At 69.9% G+C, this 18705-nt stretch carries 17 protein-coding genes; 9 read left to right on the forward strand and 8 right to left on the reverse strand.

Going from position 1 to position 18705, the window contains the following annotated elements:
* Window positions 1-391 precede the first annotated feature (391 nt).
* On the reverse strand, window positions 392-2446 hold the full coding sequence (locus HNR30_RS40230) for a DNA gyrase/topoisomerase IV subunit B (RefSeq protein ID WP_181615647.1): 2055 nt from the start codon (window positions 2444-2446) through the stop codon (window positions 392-394).
* Window positions 2447-2693: 247 nt separating this feature from the next.
* Here HNR30_RS40230 and HNR30_RS48690 point away from each other — a divergent pair, with 247 nt between their 5' ends.
* Entirely contained in the window at window positions 2694-2924 is a 231-nt protein-coding gene (locus HNR30_RS48690) for a DUF7455 domain-containing protein (protein ID WP_312894994.1), read from the forward strand.
* 203 nt (window positions 2925-3127) lie between these two features.
* Here HNR30_RS48690 and HNR30_RS40235 read toward each other — a convergent pair whose 3' ends face one another.
* Window positions 3128-3868 carry a GNAT family N-acetyltransferase gene (locus HNR30_RS40235; RefSeq protein ID WP_181615432.1) on the reverse strand — a complete coding sequence of 247 codons (741 nt, stop codon included), beginning with the start codon at window positions 3866-3868 and terminating at the stop codon, window positions 3128-3130.
* Window positions 3869-3894: 26 nt separating this feature from the next.
* Between HNR30_RS40235 and HNR30_RS40240 the strand changes: the two genes are divergently transcribed.
* Entirely contained in the window at window positions 3895-4611 is a 717-nt protein-coding gene (locus tag HNR30_RS40240) for a YaaA family protein (RefSeq protein WP_181615433.1), read from the forward strand.
* Between the two features lie 350 nt (window positions 4612-4961).
* Here the strand turns inward: HNR30_RS40240 and HNR30_RS40245 are convergent, their stop codons facing one another.
* From HNR30_RS40245 to HNR30_RS40255, 3 genes are all read right to left on the reverse strand, one after another.
* Window positions 4962-6596, reverse strand: a complete 1635-nt coding sequence (locus tag HNR30_RS40245) for an RNA polymerase sigma factor (protein ID WP_181615434.1) — start codon at window positions 6594-6596, stop codon at window positions 4962-4964.
* A 234-nt stretch (window positions 6597-6830) separates the two neighbouring features.
* A complete protein-coding gene (locus HNR30_RS40250) occupies window positions 6831-8924 on the reverse strand; it encodes a SpoIIE family protein phosphatase (protein ID WP_181615435.1) in 2094 nt (697 codons plus the stop codon).
* A gap of 170 nt (window positions 8925-9094) precedes the next feature.
* Window positions 9095-9658: an HhH-GPD-type base excision DNA repair protein gene (locus HNR30_RS40255; protein ID WP_181615436.1), complete on the reverse strand. Its 564-nt coding sequence runs from the start codon at window positions 9656-9658 to the stop codon at window positions 9095-9097.
* A gap of 155 nt (window positions 9659-9813) precedes the next feature.
* Between HNR30_RS40255 and HNR30_RS40260 the strand changes: the two genes are divergently transcribed.
* The 6 genes from HNR30_RS40260 to HNR30_RS40285 all read left to right on the forward strand — a co-directional run bounded on the left by HNR30_RS40260 (window position 9814) and on the right by HNR30_RS40285 (window position 14565).
* On the forward strand, window positions 9814-10038 hold the full coding sequence (locus HNR30_RS40260) for a hypothetical protein (RefSeq protein ID WP_181615437.1): 225 nt from the start codon (window positions 9814-9816) through the stop codon (window positions 10036-10038).
* 87 nt (window positions 10039-10125) lie between these two features.
* Window positions 10126-11580, forward strand: a complete 1455-nt coding sequence (locus HNR30_RS40265; protein WP_181615648.1) for a hypothetical protein — start codon at window positions 10126-10128, stop codon at window positions 11578-11580.
* Window positions 11570-12325: a thioesterase family protein gene (locus tag HNR30_RS40270; RefSeq protein WP_181615438.1), complete on the forward strand. Its 756-nt coding sequence runs from the start codon at window positions 11570-11572 to the stop codon at window positions 12323-12325. The genes HNR30_RS40265 and HNR30_RS40270 overlap by 11 nt, the downstream gene beginning before the upstream one ends.
* 25 nt (window positions 12326-12350) lie before the next feature.
* A complete protein-coding gene (locus HNR30_RS40275; RefSeq protein WP_220134598.1) occupies window positions 12351-13106 on the forward strand; it encodes a LamB/YcsF family protein in 756 nt (251 codons plus the stop codon).
* Window positions 13103-13744, forward strand: a complete 642-nt coding sequence (locus tag HNR30_RS40280; RefSeq protein WP_181615440.1) for a 5-oxoprolinase subunit B family protein — start codon at window positions 13103-13105, stop codon at window positions 13742-13744. The genes HNR30_RS40275 and HNR30_RS40280 overlap by 4 nt, the downstream gene beginning before the upstream one ends.
* Entirely contained in the window at window positions 13741-14565 is an 825-nt protein-coding gene (locus tag HNR30_RS40285) for a 5-oxoprolinase subunit C family protein (protein WP_181615441.1), read from the forward strand. The genes HNR30_RS40280 and HNR30_RS40285 overlap by 4 nt, the downstream gene beginning before the upstream one ends.
* On the opposite strand, the gene HNR30_RS40290 is transcribed toward HNR30_RS40285, so the two are convergent.
* The 3 genes from HNR30_RS40290 to HNR30_RS40300 are packed head-to-tail and all read right to left on the reverse strand — an operon-like array spanning window position 14555 to window position 17516.
* Window positions 14555-15370, reverse strand: coding sequence for a carbohydrate ABC transporter permease (locus HNR30_RS40290; protein WP_181615442.1), 816 nt, complete (start codon window positions 15368-15370; stop codon window positions 14555-14557). The genes HNR30_RS40285 and HNR30_RS40290 overlap by 11 nt on opposite strands.
* Window positions 15370-16209: a carbohydrate ABC transporter permease gene (locus tag HNR30_RS40295; RefSeq protein WP_312894997.1), complete on the reverse strand. Its 840-nt coding sequence runs from the start codon at window positions 16207-16209 to the stop codon at window positions 15370-15372. The genes HNR30_RS40290 and HNR30_RS40295 overlap by 1 nt, the downstream gene beginning before the upstream one ends.
* Window positions 16210-16238: 29 nt before the next feature.
* Window positions 16239-17516: an ABC transporter substrate-binding protein gene (locus HNR30_RS40300; RefSeq protein ID WP_181615444.1), complete on the reverse strand. Its 1278-nt coding sequence runs from the start codon at window positions 17514-17516 to the stop codon at window positions 16239-16241.
* Window positions 17517-17594: 78 nt separating this feature from the next.
* Here HNR30_RS40300 and HNR30_RS40305 point away from each other — a divergent pair, with 78 nt between their 5' ends.
* Complete coding sequence (locus HNR30_RS40305; RefSeq protein WP_181615445.1) at window positions 17595-18629, forward strand: LacI family DNA-binding transcriptional regulator; 1035 nt, start codon at window positions 17595-17597, stop codon at window positions 18627-18629.
* Window positions 18630-18705 lie beyond the last annotated feature (76 nt).

The raw sequence follows: 18705 nt of genomic DNA on the forward strand, positions 1-18705 counted from the left end.
GCGCCCTACCGCGACGCGCGAGGACGCGGCGTCCTGGACACGACGCGCCGGGACACGACGCGCCGGGACTCAACGCCCTGGACCCAACACCCCGGGCACCACCACCGGCACAACGCCCCGGAACCCGACGCCAGGGTCAGACACCCGGCCACGCAGCACCCGGCCACGCAGCACCCGGCCATCCGGCACGCCGCCGCGCGACACCCCGCCATGTGGCGGCCCGCCACGCGAGACCCGCCACGCGAGACCCGCCACGCGGCGCCCTGCGGCCCGCCCATGGCGGGTGATCGCCCGACACGCCCTGGGCGCGGCGACGGCGGGAGGCGCCAAACCTCCGCCATGCGACGGCCAGGCAGGTCCGGCCAGGTCAGGCCACGTCAGGCAGGTCCGGTCAGGCGTCGATGTGGTCGCGGTCGACCTCGGCCGCGCTGCTCACGATGAACTCACGCCGAGGCGCGACGTCACTCCCCATGAGCAGGTTGAAGATCCGCTCAGCCGACTCCGCGTCCTCGATGCGCACGCGGCGCAGGATGCGGTGCCGCGGATCCATCGTGGTCTCGGCCAGCTGGTCGGCGTCCATCTCGCCCAGGCCCTTGTAGCGCTGGACCGGGTCCTTCCAGCGCTTGCCGCGCCGCTCCAGGTCGCGCAGGACCTTGTGCAGCTCGGCGTCGGAGTAGCAGTAGACGTACTTGTCCTGTCCCCTGCCCGGGTTGGTGAGCTCGATGCGGTGCAGCGGCGGGACGGCGGCGAAGACGCGGCCGGCCTCGACGAGGGGGCGCATGTAGCGGTGGAAGAGGGTGAGCAGCAAGCAGCGGATGTGGGCGCCGTCGACGTCGGCGTCGGCCATCAGGATGATCTTGCCGTAGCGGGCGGCCTCGAGGTCGAACGAGCGGCCGGAGCCGGCGCCGACGACCTGGATGATCGCGGCGCACTCGGTGTTCTTGAGCATGTCGGCGACGGACGCCTTCTGCACGTTGAGGATCTTGCCGCGGATGGGCAGCAGCGCCTGGAACTCCGAGTCGCGCGCCAGCTTGGCGGTGCCGAGGGCGGAGTCTCCCTCGACGATGAACAGCTCGCTGCGGTCGACGTCGTCGCTGCGGCAGTCGACCAGCTTGGCCGGCAGGGCGGAGTTTTCGAGAGCGCTCTTGCGGCGCTGGTTGTCGCGGTGTTCGCGGGCGGCGATGCGGGCCTTGGCGGCGGCGACGATCTTTTCGAGCACGCCGCGCAGCGGCTGCTTGAAGCCGCGCGGCGGGTTGGCGTAGAGCGCCTTGAGCTCGCGCGAGAGCACGTGGGAGACGATGCGGGTGGCCGCGGAGGTGCCGAGCACTTCCTTGGTCTGTCCCTCGAACTGGGGCTCCGGCACGCGGACCGTGACGACGGCGGTGAGGCCCTCGAGGATGTCTTCCTTGGTGACCGGGTCGTCGCCGTTCTTGAGCAGGCGGGTCTCGCGCAGCTGCTCGTTGATCGTCTTGACCAGGCCGCGCTCGAAACCGGTGATGTGGGTGCCGCCCTTGGGGGTGGCGATCACGTTGACGAAGGACCGGACCGTGGTGTCGTAGCCCTTGCCCCAGCGCAGCGCCACGTCGACGGTGAGCTCGCGCTCGACCTCGGTCGGGGTCATGTGGCCCTGGTCGTCGAGGACCGGGACGGTCTCGTGGAAGTGGCCGAGGCCCTGCAGGCGCAGCACGTCGCAGACGGCCTCGTCGCGGGCCAGGAAGTCGGTGAACTCCGAGATGCCGCCGTCGAAACGGAACTCCTCGACCGTCTCGCCCTGGACGAGGACGAGGGTCAGGCCCGGAACCAGGAAGGCGGTCTGGCGCAGCCGTACGTGGATCTCGTCGACCGAGACCTCGGCGTCGGGCAGGAAGATCTGCCGGTCGGCCCAGAAGCGCACGCGCGTGCCGGTGACGCCGCGCTTGGCCCTGCCGCCGTCGTGCAGGCCGGACTTCTTCTTGAACTTGGCCGAGGGCCCTTCGCCGTCGAAGACGCCGGGCACGCCGCGGCGAAAGCTGATGAGGTGGACCTTGCCACCGCGGTCGACCTCGACGTCGAGCCGGGACGACAGGGCGTTGACGACCGAGGCGCCCACGCCGTGGAGACCGCCGGAGGCGGTGTAGGAGCCGGTGCCGAACTTTCCGCCCGCGTGGAGCTTGGTGTAGACGAGCTCGACGCCCGCCAGGCCGCTCTTGGGCTCGACGTCGACCGGGATGCCGCGGCCGTTGTCGCGGACCTCGATCGATCCGTCGTCGTGCAGCTCCACTTCGATGCGCGTGCAGTAGCCCGCCAGCGCTTCGTCGACGCCGTTGTCGACGATCTCCCACAGACAGTGCATGAGGCCACGGCTGTCGGTGGACCCGATGTACATGCCCGGGCGCTTGCGCACCGCCTCGAGCCCTTCGAGCACCGACAGGTGACGAGCTGTGTAACCCGCCTCCACCACCGTCACATCGGCCCCTTCCAACACGGCATCGAACACCTGTGCGTAGCCTACCGTTCTTCCCGCCCGGGCGGATACAAGCTTGCCACGGCGACACGTTTGACATGACAGAGCGCTTGATCATCATTACTTTTGGCCACATTCCGCTCTCGGCGTAGTGGAGGTGCGGTTGGGAACGTACGCATCCGGTTAGATGTTGTCCCAAGTGACTGACGCCAGATCCTCGCTCCGGCGAGGGTGACCCGAAAGGCGATACGTGACTGGAGCACTCGCCCCCGTTAAGCCGCTGACGGCACTCGACCGTTGTGACCGTTGTGGCGCCCAGGCCTACATCCGCGCGACTCTGCCCATAGGCGGGGAGCTTCTGTTCTGCGCCCACCATGGTCGTCAGCACATAGCAGCCCTCCGCGACAAGGGAGCGGAGATCCTCGACGAATCCGCCAAACTCAGCAAGACCTCGGCCACCGCGGCCGAGGGCGAGCGCTGATCGTATAACTCCACATCGCGCCGCAGGCGAGTGACGTCGCCGGCGGCGAGCAACAACCATATGGACACGGCGGTCCCGACCTTCGGGGCCGCCGTGTTCGCACATGACCATGCCTCCGGCCCCCACCGCGGCCCTTTTCGTCGTCGTGCGGCGCCCTACGCGCGATCGACCGCCGGTGGGTGATGTCCGCGCCCGATGGCGCCCTACGCCGGATGTGTCGGCGGGCGAGTGTGCCCCGTAACGGCCCCGTCCGCGCGCACCCGGTAGTGGTATCCGCCCTGCGCCACGAACCCCTCCCCCCGGTACAACGCCTGGGCGGCCGTGTTCCGCTCCACCACCACCAGGTACGCCCTCGGCACCCCCGCGTGCGCCCGAAGCCCCCTGAGCACCGCCCGCGCCAGCCCTCTCCGCCTGGCCCGAGGCAGCGTGGCCATGCCGTACAGGCCCAGTACGTCGCCTCCCTGCACCACCCCGCGCCCCACCGCGAGAGCCACGCCGTCCTCCTCGTAGGCGGCGTAGAGGCTGGGCACGCCGCGAAGGATCTCCGCCACGACGGGCAGTTGCGACGGGTATCGCCCGTCCACCGCCCACCAGCTCTCCATCCACCCGTCCCACGGCTGGTCGGAGATCTTCAAGCTGTACGGCGAAGCCTCCGGCTCCCCCGTCGCCCACATCCCCATCGTCGGCTCCACCAGCGCGTATCCGCGAGCCGCCAGGAAGTCGTCCACCGCCCCGCCCCCGAGCGAGAAGACGCAGGGCAGCCCTCTGGACGCGTAGAAGGCCTCAGCGGCCAGCACAGCACCTTCCAGGTCGTCCGGCATCCCGCGGACGAGCACCGAGTTGGCGCGCTTGGTGACCCCCTGCGATGCCCGGAACGTCCACGGGCCGTGGTCAAGCCTCTCCAATGCGGGCCACGCTTCGTCCACAAGCAGGCTCAGATCCATCCGCGCACCCTACTAAGCTCTGCGACGTGCTCATTCTGCTGCCCCCATCCGAAGGAAAGGCCCAGGCCGGGAACGGTCCCGCGCGTGGCGAGTTGTCGTTCTCCAAGCTGGAGCGCCACCGCAGGCGGGTGATCAGCGCCCTGGTCAAGGCCTCCAAGCGCCGCGACGCGCTGGAGGTGCTGGGGTTGAGCCAGGGGCAGAAGGACGAGTTGGCGAAGAACGTGGTTCTCAAGGAGGCGGCCACGCTGCCCGCCTCCGAGCTGTACACGGGGGTGCTCTACGACAACCTCGGGCTGGGCACGCTGAGCCCCGGGGCGGCACAGCGGGCGGAGGAGCAGGTGCTGATCTTCTCCGGGCTGTGGGGAGTCGTGCGGGTCACCGACCGGATTCCGCCCTATCGGCTGTCCATGGGCGTCAATCTGCCGCCGCTGGGCGGGCTGGCGTCGTTCTGGCGGCCGGCGATCACCGCGGAGCTCGACAGGCTTCCTGGCCTGGTGGTCGACATGCGGTCGAGCACCTATGCGGGGGCGTGGAAGCACCAGGGTGTGGCCGTGCGGGTGTTCAGCGACGGCAAGGTCGTCAGCCACATGGCCAAGGCCACCCGGGGTGAGATCGCCCGCGCGCTGCTCGAGTCGGGCGAGGATCCTGCCACGCCGGAGGCGCTGGTGAAGCTCCTCGGCGAGCTCGGCTATGCCGTACGGCTGGACGCGAGCTCGAAGAAGGTGGACGTGGAAACGGGCTGAGCCCGGCCATCCAAAGACCGGCTGGGCCCCGGCCCAGCCGAATGACCGCCTGAGCCCCGCGCCCTCAAAGACCGCCTGAGCCCCAGCCGACCAAGGACCGCTGAGCGGCGGCCCCCGACCACCCGTCGAGCCCGGACGCCCGAAGTCGCCCGACCCAGGCCACCCAAGCCGGGTCGAGCCCGGCTCACGAAGCCCAGCCCACAAGGCCCAGCTCACAAAGCCCGGCCCACAGCCCGGCCCACAAAGCCCGGCCCACAAAGCCCAGCCGAGCCCGTCTCCGTCAACCCCCGTAAACAGCAAACCGCTGGAGCCCCCCAAGGGGCCCCAGCGGCAGCACGCGCTTCCTGGTCCTAGTCCAGGTAGTCCCGCAGGACCTGGGACCGGGACGGGTGACGAAGCTTGGACATCGTCTTCGACTCGATCTGCCGGATCCGCTCACGGGTGACCCCGTAGACCTTTCCGATCTCGTCGAGCGTCTTGGGCTGTCCGTCGGTGAGCCCGAACCGCATCGACACGACGCCCGCCTCGCGCTCCGACAACGTGTCGAGAACGGAGTGCAACTGCTCCTGCAACAGCGTGAAGGAGACGGCGTCGGCCGGGACGATGGCCTCGGAGTCTTCGATGAGGTCGCCGAACTCCGAGTCGCCTTCCTCACCCAGCGGGGTGTGGAGGGAGATGGGCTCGCGGCCGTACTTCTGGACCTCGACGACCTTCTCGGGCGTCATGTCGAGCTCGCGGGCAAGTTCTTCAGGCGTGGGCTCGCGGCCGAGGTCCTGCAGCATCTGCCGCTGGACGCGGGCCAGCTTGTTGATCACTTCGACCATGTGGACCGGGATGCGGATGGTCCGCGCCTGGTCGGCCATGGCCCGGGTGATCGCCTGGCGGATCCACCACGTGGCGTAGGTGGAGAACTTGTAGCCCTTGGTGTAGTCGAACTTCTCGACGGCGCGGATCAGACCGAGGTTGCCCTCCTGGATCAGGTCCAGGAACAGCATGCCGCGGCCGGTGTAGCGCTTGGCCAGCGAGACCACGAGGCGGAGGTTGGCCTCCAGCAGGTGGTTCTTGGCCCGGCGGCCGTCTTCGGCGATCCACTCGAGCTCGGCACGCACGTCGACCGGCAGATTGTCGGCCTCGCCGCTGCCCAGCTGCTCCTCGGCGAACAGGCCCGCCTCGATGCGCTTGGCCAGCTCGACCTCCTGCTCGGCGTTGAGCAGGGGGACCTTGCCGATCTGCTTGAGGTAGTCCTTCACCGGGTCGGCGGTGGCGCCGGCGGCGGCCACCTGGGCGACCGGGGCGTCATCGTCGTCGTCGGAGAGGATGAGGACCTCGTCGTCGGACTTCTCGTCGGCGGCGACAGGGGCCTCGACCTTGGGCTCGGCCTCTTCCTCCGTCTCCTCCTCGACCTCCTCCTCGACGACGACCTCGTCCTCGACCTCCAGGTCTTCGAGGTCTTCGAGGTCGACCTCGCCCTCGAGGTCGAGATCCTCGTCGTCTTCGTCGGAGTCCTTGCCGGCGGCCTTGGGAGCGGGGGCCGCGTTCTTGTCGGCGGGGACCGTCACGGCCTCCGCCTTGGGCGCCGCAGCCTTCTTGGCAGGCACGGCCTTCTTCGGCTTCTTGGCAGGCTCCGCCACTTCGTCAGCCCTGGCCTCCTCAGGCACGACCGCTGTCACGGTCTCGGGCTGCTGCTCCTTGGCGGCCGCTGCGATCTTGGTCTTGACGGGGGCGGCGGTGCGGCGCTTTGCTGGTCCACGAGACTTCTTCGGCGGCGCCGAGTCAGCGGCGGTCAACCGGACGATGACGCCTTCCTTGCTGAGGGTCCGCAGGACCCCGGCGGCTTGCGACATCGGGATGTCGGCCTCCTCGAAGGCCTTTCTGACATCCTCAGACTCGAGATAACCCTGCGAGCGCCCACGCTCGAGCAGTCGCTGAATGACGGGCTCGTTCAGCTCATTTGGCTTCGAGCGAGTCGAACTTGCAGGCGACACGAACACCTCTCGAACGAACGCGTGGCGACAATGGACCCAAGTGCCCGCTGGGGGGCTTGCCTCTCTACAGAGAACGCCGTGCGGAGTGCGACGGACCAACCAGCATTCTGGCACGGCTCAGCACTCCATACGGCCACCTCCCGGCGGTTGACCTCCACCCTAGGCCGACCGGAACAGTAGTGCGTACGGAAGCGGGTCACTGATACCCGAAAGCAACCGTTATGACTGTTTCATTCAGTCACTCTTCGTCGCAGGAGGGACGTGAATTGCTAGCGCGGTCACATCGTCGTCCTGCTCGTAACCGGACAACATTCGGTCAACCAGAAAATCCAGCAGCATGTGCGGAGATGTCACGACTTCCGGGGGCGCTTCGCTGACAACCGCGCATAGCTCCGCGAGTCCCGCATCCAGCCCACGCTTGCGGTTTTCGACCAGTCCGTCGGAGTAGAGCACCGCCGTGTGACCCGGAGGCACAACGAACCTGAACTGCCGGCGCGAGGTCGCCCACCCGAGCGGTGTGCCCGGCTCGCCCTCGCACAGCACCGCGGTGCCCTGGGGCGAGACCAGGACGGGCGGCGGGTGACCGGCCAGCGCCAGGGTGCCCTCGCCGGTGCCCGGCTCGACCACCATGTACGCCAAAGTCGTGACCTGCTCCTCTTCCTCGGTCGCCTCGAAGACCCGGTCGAGACCGGTCAGCACCGAGGCGGGCGGAGGGTTGGTCAGCGCCAGCGCCCGCATGGCGTTGCGGATGCGGCCCATGCCGGCCGCCGCCTTGACGCCCTTGCCCATGACGTCGCCCACGACCGCCGCGACCCGCCCGTCCTGCAGGACGAACGCGTCGTACCAGTCGCCGCCGACCTGGACGTGGCGCGAACCGCTCCTGAACCGCTGGGCCAGCAGCAGCCCCTTGACGACCGGCAGCCGGTCGGGCAGGAGCGAGCGCTGCAGCGTCTCGGCGGTCTTGTGCTCGCGCTCGAAGAGCGTGGCCCGCTCCACGGCCAGCGCGCACTGCCCGGCCAGGGCCTCCAGGAAGACGCCGTCCTCCTGGGAGATCTTCTGCGGGCGCGTGAAGGAGAACCGCAGGGCTCCCAGCGCCCGGCCCGCGGCCAGCAGCGGCAGGCCCACCCAGGCCCGCTCGTCGCTGTGGGCGAGGTAGTTGGTCAGGACCTCCTCGTCGCCGCCGGCCTCCAGGAGCTGCGCCTTCAGGGACTCCGGCGACTCGGCGAAGACCGGGCGGCGGCTGTTGACCGCCATGGTCATCACGCTGGAGTGCGACAGCGGGATCTCCTCGCCCGGCGCGCCCGGCGACTCGGGGATGCCCTCCTCGTTGACGAGCTTCAGCGAGGCACGCTCCAGGTCGAGCAGCGCCACCGCCGAGCGGTCGGCCGCGAGAGCCGTACGCCCGACGTCGATGATGACCTGGACCACCTGCTCGACCGTCAGCGCCTCGGCGAGCTGGGCCGTGGCGCCCTGCAGGCGTGCCGTACGCAGCGCGGCGGCGCCGAGCTGGTCGGTCAGCCGGCCGCGCATCTCCTCGGCTTCCTTCTGCGGCGTGACGTCGGAGTTGGCGCCGACCCACTCGACCACCCGGCCGTGCCGGATGATCGGCACCGCGCGAACCTCGAAGTAGCGGTAGCCGCTGGCCCGGGTGCGGACCCGGTAGTTCCACTCGAACATGGTCCGGCCGCGCAGCGCCTCACGCCACGCCTCGTCCGTCTGCCGTCGTTCATCTGGATGAACAGCGTCAAGCCAGCCGTGTGCCAGATATTCTTCCAAGCCCTGCCCGGTGATCGCCCGCCACTGCGGGGCGTCCTCGATCACCGCTCCGGTGGGCGAGGTGATCCACACGAGCTGCGACTGAGCCTCGACCAGCGAGCGGTAACGCTCCTCGCTGCGACGCAGCTCCTCCTCGGTCTGGCGGCTCTCGGTGACGTCGGCGCCCACCAGCGCGACCGCCTCGAGCTCGCCCTCGGCGGAGTGCACCGGCGAGAACGACAGCGACCAGTGGCGGGTGTCGCCGTCGGCCGAGCGCACGCGCACGCGCCCCTCGGTCACCGGCGCGTCGGTCTCGATCACGGCCTGGACGGCATGCGTGATGAGCTGGCTGAGGTCGGCGGCCATCAGCTCGGTCGGCCGCTTGCCCAGCAGCCGTTCGGCGGGCACGCCGACGACGTCGGTGAACACGTCGTTCACGCGACACACCTTGCCGTCGGCGTCGAAGAAGGCGAAGGCGAACTCCGCCTCCGACAACAGGCCCTTGAACAGGGCGGAGTCTGAGATGTCCACACCCGACTCCCGGGGACGTGGGACGGAGGTCTCGGCGCTCATGGTCGGCACCTCCGTCGCGTGCCAGGGTCTCCCACGCGGCACATCTCCAAAACCTTGTATCGGTGTAGCGCAGCTCCGGGCGACCGGATTCTGCAGTACATCATCGGTGATAGGCCGCCGCGGACGGAAGCCCCGGCCGAAATCCCGTCAACAGAAGCTGTCAAATCTGCCTACTTCGCGGCTTTCTTGGCAGCTTGCTTGGTCTCCCTGACCCTGACGAGGCTGTCGCCGTCGACCACGTCGGCCACCGAACGGAACGATCCCTGCTCACCGTACGGCCCCGCCGCCTCGCGCCAGCCCTCGGGCTGGACCCCCAGTTGCTTGCCGAGCAGGGCCACGAAGATCTGGGCCTTCTGCTTGCCGTAGCCGGGGAGCGCGAGCAGCCGCTTCAGCAGCTCCTTGCCGTCGCCCACACCCTCCCAGACCGCCTCGGCCCGGCCGTCGTGGTGCTCGACCAGGTAGGCGGCGAGCTCCTGGACGCGCCCCGCCATCGACTTGGGATAGCGGTGCACCGCGGGCTTGTCGGCCATCAGCGCGGCGAACTTCTCCGGGTCGTAGGAGGCGATCTCCTCAGCGGTCAGATCGTGTCCGAGCCTCTGCGAGATGACGTACGGCCCGGCGAAGGCCTGCTCCATGGCGATCTGCTGATCGAGGAGCATGCCGACGAGAAGGGCGAGCGGGCTGCGGCCGAGCAGGTCGTCGGCCTCGGCCCGCTGGGCGAGCTGGATTCGCATGAGGTCAGCTTCCCACGAAAGGCCTGCCGTAGGGCGCCGGTGCAGCGAAGACAGACGTCACAGAGGCTTGACACTCGCCGGATAACCGATGGAATGAGAGCGCAAGTCACCCTCGCGGCGGTTTACTACTAGGTCTGCAGAGGAATCTGACACCTATGCTCGCTCTGGCCACGCGCTTCCTCAGGGAGCCGGTCAGTCTCAGGCTGGCCGAGGAGTTCCTGACCGTACCCGTCGACACCATCGACCGTTGTGTTGCCGACGTGTGCGCCTGTGCGGACCACCTCGGCATCGAGGCGACCGCCGACATCATCGAACGCATCGCACGGGAGCATTTGCTGGCGATTGTGAACTCCGCTCCACCTCCGCGGGCGGGCCGATAGCATCGTCACGGCACGGTTCCGCCTAAATTGCGAGAGAGTGAGGGCGTGCGCCGAAACCGAACCAACCCTGACGAAGTCTTCAAGGAGATGCTGCAGGCGGCGCGCGAACTGCTGGCCGTACGCAGCCCGCTCGACGCCGAGCTCATGGTCTCCGACATGGTCGGCGCCTGGTGGGGCCGCCGGGTCAAGGGCGGAGACGTCGAGCAGGTGCTCGGCGAGGGTCTCGTCGACTACGCGGCCAAGGCGGGCACGCCTGCCTCGCTGACGCTGCTCATCTGCCTGGCCTACCTCGGCACCGCGCGCCAGGGCGCCAAGGCCGAGGGCGCGGCCCTGGCCATGATGGAGTCGGGCGTGGCCCGGCCCGGCTGGGCCGACCGGGTCGGCGCGGTCAAGCCGACCGGCTGCTACGTCTCGCGCGACGCCTACGGCGACCAGGACACGGTGCTGTGCACCTTCGCCTACTCCGGCCAGGACCGCCACGCCCTTGTGCTGGTGGTCGACTACAACATGCGCGGCATGGCCCGCGACGCCTGGGTCTCCTCCGAGGTCGAGAAGCTCCTGGAGCAGGCACGCGCCGAGGCCGAGGCCAACGCGATGCTCACCTTCCACGAGATCGAGCCCCAGCAGGCCAGGGCGCTGCTCGACTCGGCGATGAGGTCCACCCGCGAGTCCAAGCCGCGCCCGCCCGTCAGCGACAGCTACAGCGCCTACCACGCCTTCGCCCGCTCCCGCCTGAAGGCGCTGCCGCCGGGGCGCAAGCGCCCGGCCCCGCTGCACAGCGAGGCGCCCTACAGCCGCGAGCGGCGCGCCATGCTGGCGGCCGAGTTCCTCGCCTCCGACGAGGCCGAGCACCTGTCCGACCGCTCGGCCGCCTCACGCTGCGCCGACCACATCATCGACTACGGCATCAGCCAGGACTTCGGCCGCCCGCTGCGGGTGAGCCCCGCCAAGTGCGAGACGTTCCTGCTCACCTGGCTGCCGGCCAAGGTGATGCTCTCGCCCGAGGAGCAGGAGGCCATGCCGCACGTGCTGTCGGCCTGGTCGCGCTTCGCCGCGCGCAAGAGCGCCCTGCCCGACCGCGGGCTCAAGGCCACCCTCGACGCGATCTGGGAGGCCATGGCGACCTTCCCCGAGGCCTACCGCGATCCGGCCGCGCTGGGGCTCGACCGTGCCCTGCTGGAGCGCCTGCTGCCCGACGGCGACCTGTCGGCGCTGGCCCGCCGCCTGTTCGCCTTCCCGCCCCTGCCGGGCGCCGACGATCTCAACCCGGCCGATCCCGCCGACCGCCGGCGGCTGCTGGCCGTCGATCATGGTGGCGAGCTCGACGAGCAGCATCTGGCCTGGCACGAAGAGATCGCCACCCGGTTGTGGGAGGGCGATCCGCCGGAGATGTGGGAGGCCGCCCAGCGCCTGCTCGACCTCGGCCACGACCGCGAGGAGGTGCTGCACGTGCTGATCGAGATCGTCGAACGCATCGGCGGCGACCCCGAGGAGCTGGCCACCGCTCTCGACGACATCGCGGAGATCCCCGATGAGTTCTGAGGCGTTCTACACGCCCCTCGCCCCCGGACGCTACCTTGCCACCGAGCACGCCCAGGGTCCGTGGGATCCGTCGATGCAGCATCTGGGACCGGTCACCGCGCTGATCGTGCACGAGCTCGGCGACTCCGAGCTGGAGCTCTCCCGGCTCGTCGTGGAGATCTTCGCCCCCGTGCCGGTCGCCGAGCTGGAGGTGGCGACCTCCGTCGTGCGCGACGGCAAGCGGGTGCAGTGCCTGGAGGCCACCGTCTCGTCGGGCGGCCGGCCGTACGTCCGGGCCACCGCCTGGCGCATCAGGACCGAGCAGACCCCGGCCACGCCGGTCGGCGGCCCGCCGCCCATGCCCGAGACCTCCGCGTCGTCGTGGCTGACGACCTCGTTCGGGTACGGCAGGGCGATGGACTGGCGTTTCGTCAGCGGCTCCGCCGTCGAGCCAGGACCCGCCACGGCGTGGGGCAGGGCGCGCATCCCGCTCGTGAAGGGCTTCGAGCCGACCCCGCTGGAGCGCCTGGCCCTGTTCGCCGACAGCGGCAACGGCATCAGCTTCGCCCTCGACTTCGACAGCTACCTGTTCGCCAACATCGATCTGACGATCTCGCTGTTCCGCATGCCGGTGGGCGAGTGGATCTGCATGGACTCCGCCACCGTCATCGGGCCCACGGGCCGCGGCCTGACCCGCACGACGCTCTCCGACTCGCTGGGTGAGGTCGGTACGGCGACGCAGACCCTCTTCGTGGGTCCAAGATAGTCCCATGGCGAGCGACACCTCCGGCTTGATCATCGATCTCAACGCCGACCTCGGCGAGGGTTTCGGCATCTGGCGGCTCGGCGACGACCTGGCCCTGCTCGACGTCGTCACCAGCGCCAACGTGGCGTGCGGCTTCCACGCGGGCGACCCGGTCACGATCCGTCGCACCTGCGCTGCCGCCATCGACCGCGGGGTGACCATCGGCGCCCAGGTGTCCTACCGCGATCTGGCCCACTTCGGCAGGCGCGAGATGGAGGTCGAGCCGGAGGAGCTGTGCGCCGAGGTGCTCTACCAGCTGGCGGCCGTCGACGGCATCGCCCGCGCCATGGGCGGGCGCGTGTCCTACGTCAAGCCGCACGGCGCGCTCTACAACCGCATCGTGCGCGACCCGGTGCAGGCCGCCGCCGTCGTCGACGCGGTCGCCGACTACGACCCGTCGCTGCCGGTGCTGACGCTGCCCGGCTCGGCCGTGCACGCGGTGGCCGCGGCCGAGGGCGTGCCGACCGTGTGCGAGGCGTTCGCCGACCGCGCCTACACGCCGTCGGGCACGCTCGTGCCGCGTCGCGAGGCGGGCTCGGTGATCCACGCCGTCGACGAGGTCGCCGCGCGGGCCGTGCGCATGGCCGTCGCGCGGACGGTGACCTCGGCCGACGGCAGCGACGTGCCGGTGGCGGCGCGCTCGATCTGCGTGCACGGCGACACGCCCGACGCCGTACGGCTGGCCAAGGCCGTACGAGACTCGCTGCTCGACGCCGGTGTGGTCCTGCAGGCTTTCGCATGACCGTTCCCGCTGGAGCGATCCGGTTCGCGGGAGAGCACGGGCTCCTGGTCGAGACCGGATCGCTCGCCCAGTCGCACCGGATCGACGCGCTGCTGCGCTCCGAGCGGCCGCCGGGGGTGGTGGAGATCGTCCCGGGCCCGGAGACGGTGCTCGTGGTCGCGCCGGGCGCCGACATGCCGCGGCTGCGCGGCCATCTCGGCGCCCTGCTCGCCGCGACCACGGCCCCGATCACGGGCGAGCACGACGTCTCGCCGCCCGCCGAGCCGATCGTCATCCCTGTCATCTACGACGGCGAGGACCTGGAGTCGGTGGCCGAGGCGGCGGGCCTGACCCCCGACGAGGTCGTCACCCGCCACACCTCCAGCGACCTGGTCGTGGGCTGGCTCGGCTTCGCGCCCGGTTTCGCCTACCTGACCGGTCTCGACCCCGCGCTGCACCTGCCCCGGCTCACCACGCCGCGCACCAGCGTCCCCGCGGGTTCGGTGGCCGTCGCGGGGCCCTACTCCGCGGTGTACCCCAGCGCCTCCCCCGGCGGATGGCGCCTGCTGGGCCGCACCGGCGAACGGATCTGGGACGTGCGCGCCGATCCCCCCTCGCGCTTCCGGCCCGGCATGCGGGTGAGGTTCGAGCGAGCATGATCGAGATCCTGAGTCCCGGGCCGTACGCCACGGTCCAGGACCTGGGCCGGCCGGGGTTCGCCCACCTGGGCGTGCCGGGTTCCGGCGCCGCCGACGTGCCGAGCCTGCGCCTGGCCAACCGCCTGGTCGGCAACGCCGAGGGCGCGGCCGCGCTGGAGCTGACCTTCGGCGGGGCCCGGCTGCGTTTCACCAGGGGCGCGTGGGTGGCGGTCACGGGGGCCGGTTGCCCGGTCGGCCCGATCGGCGGGATGAACGCCCCGTTCTGGGTGCCGGAGGGCACCGAGGTGCGGTTCGGCACCCCCCGCGAGGGCCTGCGGACCTATGTGGCGGTCCGCGGGGGCGTGGCCGTGGAGCCGACGCTGGGCAGCCGCTCCACCGACTCCCTGTCGGGTCTGGGGCCCGCTCCGCTGTCGGCGGGGACCGTGCTGCCCGTCGGGGTGGCCGCAGGCGAGATCACCGTCGACGTGGCCCCCGTGGCGGCGCTCGGCCGGCGGGTGCTGCGGGTGCTGCCCGGCCCGCGCGACGACTGGTTCGCCAGGCCAGGGGATCTGTTCGCCGAGCCGTACGAGGTGACGCAGGACAGCAACCGGGTCGGCGTCCGCATGCGGGGACGCGAGCTGAAGCGGGTGCGCGAGGGCGAGCTGCCCAGCGAGGGCATGGTGGCGGGAGCGATCCAGGTGCCGCCGAGCGGACAGCCGATCGTCTTCCTCGCCGACCACCCGCCGACGGGCGGCTATCCCGTGGTCGGCGTGGTGCGCCACGCGGACCTGCCCCTGCTCGCCCAGCTCAGGCCGGGCGAGCAGGTGCGTTTCAGCCCTTGATCGCGCCCTCCTCGACGCCGCGGAAGAAGAAACGTTGCAACGTCGCGAACACGATCACGATCGGGATGAAGGCGATCATCGTCCCCGCCGCGATGAGCCTGGGGTTGGCGCTGAAGGTGCCGTTGAGGTAGTTCAGCCCGACCGTGAGCGTGAGGTTCTCGGGGTCGGTCAGCACGATCAGCGGCCACAGGAAGTCGTCCCAGGCGCCGATGAAGGCGAAGATGGTGATCACGCTGAGCATGCCGCGCACGTTGGGCAGCCCGATGCGGGTGAACCTCTGCCAGGCGTTGGCGCCGTCGACGATGGCGGCCTCGTCCATCTCGCGCGGGATGGCCGCGAAGGCGGTGCGCATGAGCAGCACGTTGAGCATGCCGATCGCGCCGGGCAGGGCCACGCCGAGCAGGGTGTCGGCAAGGCCGAGGCTCTGGATGGTGACCAGCTTGGAGATGATCGTGACCTCCTCCGGCAGCACCAGCGTGGCCACGAAGGCGCCGAACACCAGCCGGCCGCCGCGGAAGCGCAGCCGGGCCAGGGCGTATCCGGCCAGGGTGGCGCCGACGGCGTTGCCGACGATGACGATCGCCGCCACCACGAGCGAGTTGGCGGCGTACTTCAGGACCGGCAGGGTCCGCATCACCTGGACGTAGTTGTCCAGCGTCGGCTCCGACGGCAGCAGCCGCGGGGTGGCGGTGTAGATGTCCTCGTTGATCCCTTTCAGCGAGGTCGACAGCTGCAGCAGGAACGGCCCGATCGTGATGGCCAGGACGAACAGCAGCAGCCCGTAGCGCAGCAGCTTCTCCCGCATCACGAGTTCCTTCCGAGCCTGGTGAGCAGCAGCATCGGCCCGATGGTGATGACCAGCAGGATGAGGCTGAGCGCGGAGGCGTAGCCGAGGTGCCCGGTGAAGCCGCGGCTGTAGAGCTGGATGAGCATGACGACCGACATGTCGCGCCCTCCGGGGCCGCCGGTGCCGTTGGACAGCACGTAGAGCTCGGAGAAGACGCGCAGGGCGCTGACCGAGATCAGGACCGAGACCAGCAGCATCGTGCCGCGCACGCCGGGCACGGTGATGTGGAAGAAGCGGCGCACCGGCCCGGCCCCGTCGACCGCCGCCGCCTCGTGCAGCTCCCGCCGCACGTTCCCGAGCGCCGACAGATAGATGATCATGTAGTAACCCAGGCCCTTCCACACCGTGAGGCTGATCGCGCTGAACAGCAGCAGCCAGCGGTCGGTCAGGAAGGGCAGCGGCTCCTGGATCACCTCCAGCTGCCGCATCAGCCCGTTGATCATGCCGTGCTCGCTCAGCAGCCAGCCCCAGATGATCGCCACGACGACCGCGGAGGCGATCACGGGCGTGTAGAACGCGGTGCGGAAGAAGGTGATGCCCGGCAGCCTCTTCTCCACCAGGACGGCGAGCAGCAGCGGCAGGAAGGTGAGCAGCGGCACGCAGACCAGCATGTAGACGACGCTGTTGATCAGCGCGTCGAGCAGCTGGTCGTCGTCGAGGGCGCGCTCGAAGTTCTGCAGCCCGGTGAAGTGCCCTCCGCCCAGCGGCTTGGCGTTGGTGAACGACAGGATCACCGTGTTGATCGCCGGCCACGCGGAGAAGACCACCAGCCAGACCGCCGCGGGCGCGACGAGCACCCACGGCGTGAACCATCGCTGGTGGACCACTACTGGTTCAGCAGGTCGTTGCATTTCGCCACGGCGTCGTCGAGGGCTTGCCGCGAGGTCGCCTCACCGCTGATCGCCAGGGCGAACTGCTGGTTGACGATTTTGTCCATGGCGCCGTTGAACTGCACCGGCTGGAGCATCTTGGCGCTCTCCAGCGACTTGAACGCGATGACCTTGGCCTCGGAGGCGTTGGTGCCGTCGCTCTTGCTGAAGAAGGGGTCGCTCGCGGAGGCCTTGGTGCTGGGGAAGATCGCCACGAGGTGCGCGAAGGCCGCCTGGTTCTCGGCGTTGGTCACCCAGCGGGCCAGCGCCACGGCGGCCGGGGTGTTGGCACTCTTGGCGGACACCGACAGGCCCTGGACGTAGAGCGGCGGGGTGCCCATGGCCTGCGAGGGCACCACCTTGGGCGCCAGCGACGGGTTGTCGGTCTGCAGGCTGGTGATGTGGTTGCCGCCGCCGGTGGTCCAGGCGACCTTGCCCTCGGAGAACAGCTTGGCGTTGCCCTGGAAGGTGTCGGTCAGGATGTCCTTGGGCAGCAGGCCGTCCTTGTAGGCGGCGGCGTACTTGTCGAGCAGCGCGGCGGCCTCGGGGGTGTTGAAGGTGAAGGACCCGCCGTCGTCGGAGACGAGCTTCACGCCCGCGTTGGCCAGGTCCATGAGGCCGGGCTTGCGGCTCATCAGGTAGACCTTGCCGCCCGACTTGTCCTTGATCACCTTGGCCTGCTCGATGAGCTCGTCCAGGGTGGTGGGAGGCTTCTTGGGGTCGAGTCCGTGCTTGGTGAGCAGCTCCGCGTTCCAGTAGTTCACGTCGGTGTTGAGGTACCACGGGTAGCCGAAGGTGCCCTCGGTGCCGGGGAACCGGTAGGCGTCCAGGCCGCCGGTCACGTACTCCTCGGCGGCCTTCTGGTCGGCCTTGGCGATGTCGAGCAGGAGCCCCTGCTTGGCCAGAGGGAGCGCGAAGTCCGGAGGCAGGTTGGTCACGTCGGGCAGGGTGCCGCTCGCGGCCTGGCTGAGCACCTTCTCGGAGTAGCCGTCGCCCGGCTGGTCGAGCCACTCGACCTCGACGCCGGGATACTTCTTCTCGAAGCCGTCGATGACACCTTCGACGTAGGCGGTGAACTTCGGCTTCAGTGCCCAGGTTTGCAGCGATACCTTCCCGGTGATGGAGCCGGAGATGCTCGGTGAGGCCGCCTGCTGCGGTGGCGTCTCTGTGCCGCTGAGACCGCAACCGGTGAGTGCCGCAGCGGTTAATGCAAGCGTTACCCAGTGCTTACGCATGTTCTCTCCTGGACTTGCTAAACCGTTCTAGTTGTCGGGACTATCTACCTAGCAATCTTCTGGTGTCAAGGGGGAAGAGTGGCGCGACCGACCATCGCCGACATCGCCCGGCGGGCCGGGGTCTCGAAGGGGGCGGTCTCCTTCGCGCTCAACGGGAGACCGGGCGTGAGCGAGGCGACCAGGCAACTGATCCTGCAGGTGGCCGAGGAGATGAACTGGCGGCCGCACAGTGCCGCGCGTGCTCTGGTGGGTGCCAAGGCCGAGGCCGTCGGCCTGGTCATCGCCCGGCCCGCGCGCACGATCGGGGTGGAGCCGTTCTTCGCCCAGTTACTGTCAGGGCTGCAGGCCGAGCTGTCGTCACGGGCCGTCGCCCTGCACCTGCTGGTGGTGGAGGACACGGCGGCCGAGATCGAGATCTACCGGCGCTGGGCCTCCGAGCACCGGGTCGACGGCTTCATCCTGGTCGACCTGCAGGTCCGCGACCCGCGCGTCGAGGTCGTGGAGGAGATCGGGCTGCCCGCCGTCGTGCTCGGAGGTCCCGGCAAGCACGGCTCCCTGGCCAGCGTGTGGGCCGACGACCGCGAGGCCATGCTCTCCATCGTCGACTACCTGGCCGCGCTCGGGCACACTCGCATCGCCCACGTGGCCGGCCTGCCGTCCTTCCGCCACACCCAGCGCCGCATCCGCGCGCTGCGCGACTCGGCCAAGCGGCTGCGCCTGGCCGAGGTGATCTCGGTGCCGACCGACTTCAGCGACGCCGAGGGGGCGGCCGCCACCCGCGCGCTCCTGTCGCGTGCCGTACGGCCCAGCGCGATCGTCTACGACAGCGACGTGATGGCGGTCGCCGGGCTCGGCGTGGCCACCGAGATGGGCGTGGCGGTGCCGCGCGAGCTGTCGATCGTGGCCTTCGACGACTCCGTGCTCGCCCGCATCGTGCACCCGCCGCTGACGGCCCTGTCACGCGACACCTTCGCGCTGGGCCGCCAGGTCGCGGCCACCCTGCTGGCGGCGATCGCCGAGCCGGGGGTGCCGCGCGACGTCAAGACGCAGACACCGCGGCTGACCGTGAGGGAGAGTACGGCACCCTTGGCAGAGGGCACTAAATCGGTTTAGGCTCCGCTCGAGATCAACCGGAAGGCCGGGGATCTCGGCCCCCGGCGCCACCACCGCGGGCCCCGCCCGGCCGTCC

This window comes from Nonomuraea soli (assembly GCF_013761175.1).
In the GTDB taxonomy this organism is placed as follows: domain Bacteria; phylum Actinomycetota; class Actinomycetes; order Streptosporangiales; family Streptosporangiaceae; genus Nonomuraea; species Nonomuraea soli.

What these genes read in the sequence shown, in the direction of transcription:
- HNR30_RS40285 (WP_181615441.1), top strand. Translation starts at nt 13,741, where the DNA reads ATGATCGAGATCCTGAGTCCCGGGCCGTACGCCACGGTCCAGGACCTG.
- HNR30_RS40250 (WP_181615435.1), bottom strand. Translation starts at nt 8,924, where the DNA reads ATGAGCGCCGAGACCTCCGTCCCACGTCCCCGGGAGTCGGGTGTGGAC.
- HNR30_RS40300 (WP_181615444.1), bottom strand. Translation starts at nt 17,516, where the DNA reads ATGCGTAAGCACTGGGTAACGCTTGCATTAACCGCTGCGGCACTCACC.
- HNR30_RS40270 (WP_181615438.1), top strand. Translation starts at nt 11,570, where the DNA reads ATGAGTTCTGAGGCGTTCTACACGCCCCTCGCCCCCGGACGCTACCTT.
- HNR30_RS40290 (WP_181615442.1), bottom strand. Translation starts at nt 15,370, where the DNA reads ATGCGGGAGAAGCTGCTGCGCTACGGGCTGCTGCTGTTCGTCCTGGCC.
- HNR30_RS40235 (WP_181615432.1), bottom strand. Translation starts at nt 3,868, where the DNA reads ATGGATCTGAGCCTGCTTGTGGACGAAGCGTGGCCCGCATTGGAGAGG.
- HNR30_RS40280 (WP_181615440.1), top strand. Translation starts at nt 13,103, where the DNA reads ATGACCGTTCCCGCTGGAGCGATCCGGTTCGCGGGAGAGCACGGGCTC.
- HNR30_RS40265 (WP_181615648.1), top strand. Translation starts at nt 10,126, where the DNA reads ATGCTGCAGGCGGCGCGCGAACTGCTGGCCGTACGCAGCCCGCTCGAC.
- HNR30_RS40260 (WP_181615437.1), top strand. Translation starts at nt 9,814, where the DNA reads ATGCTCGCTCTGGCCACGCGCTTCCTCAGGGAGCCGGTCAGTCTCAGG.
- HNR30_RS40255 (WP_181615436.1), bottom strand. Translation starts at nt 9,658, where the DNA reads ATGCGAATCCAGCTCGCCCAGCGGGCCGAGGCCGACGACCTGCTCGGC.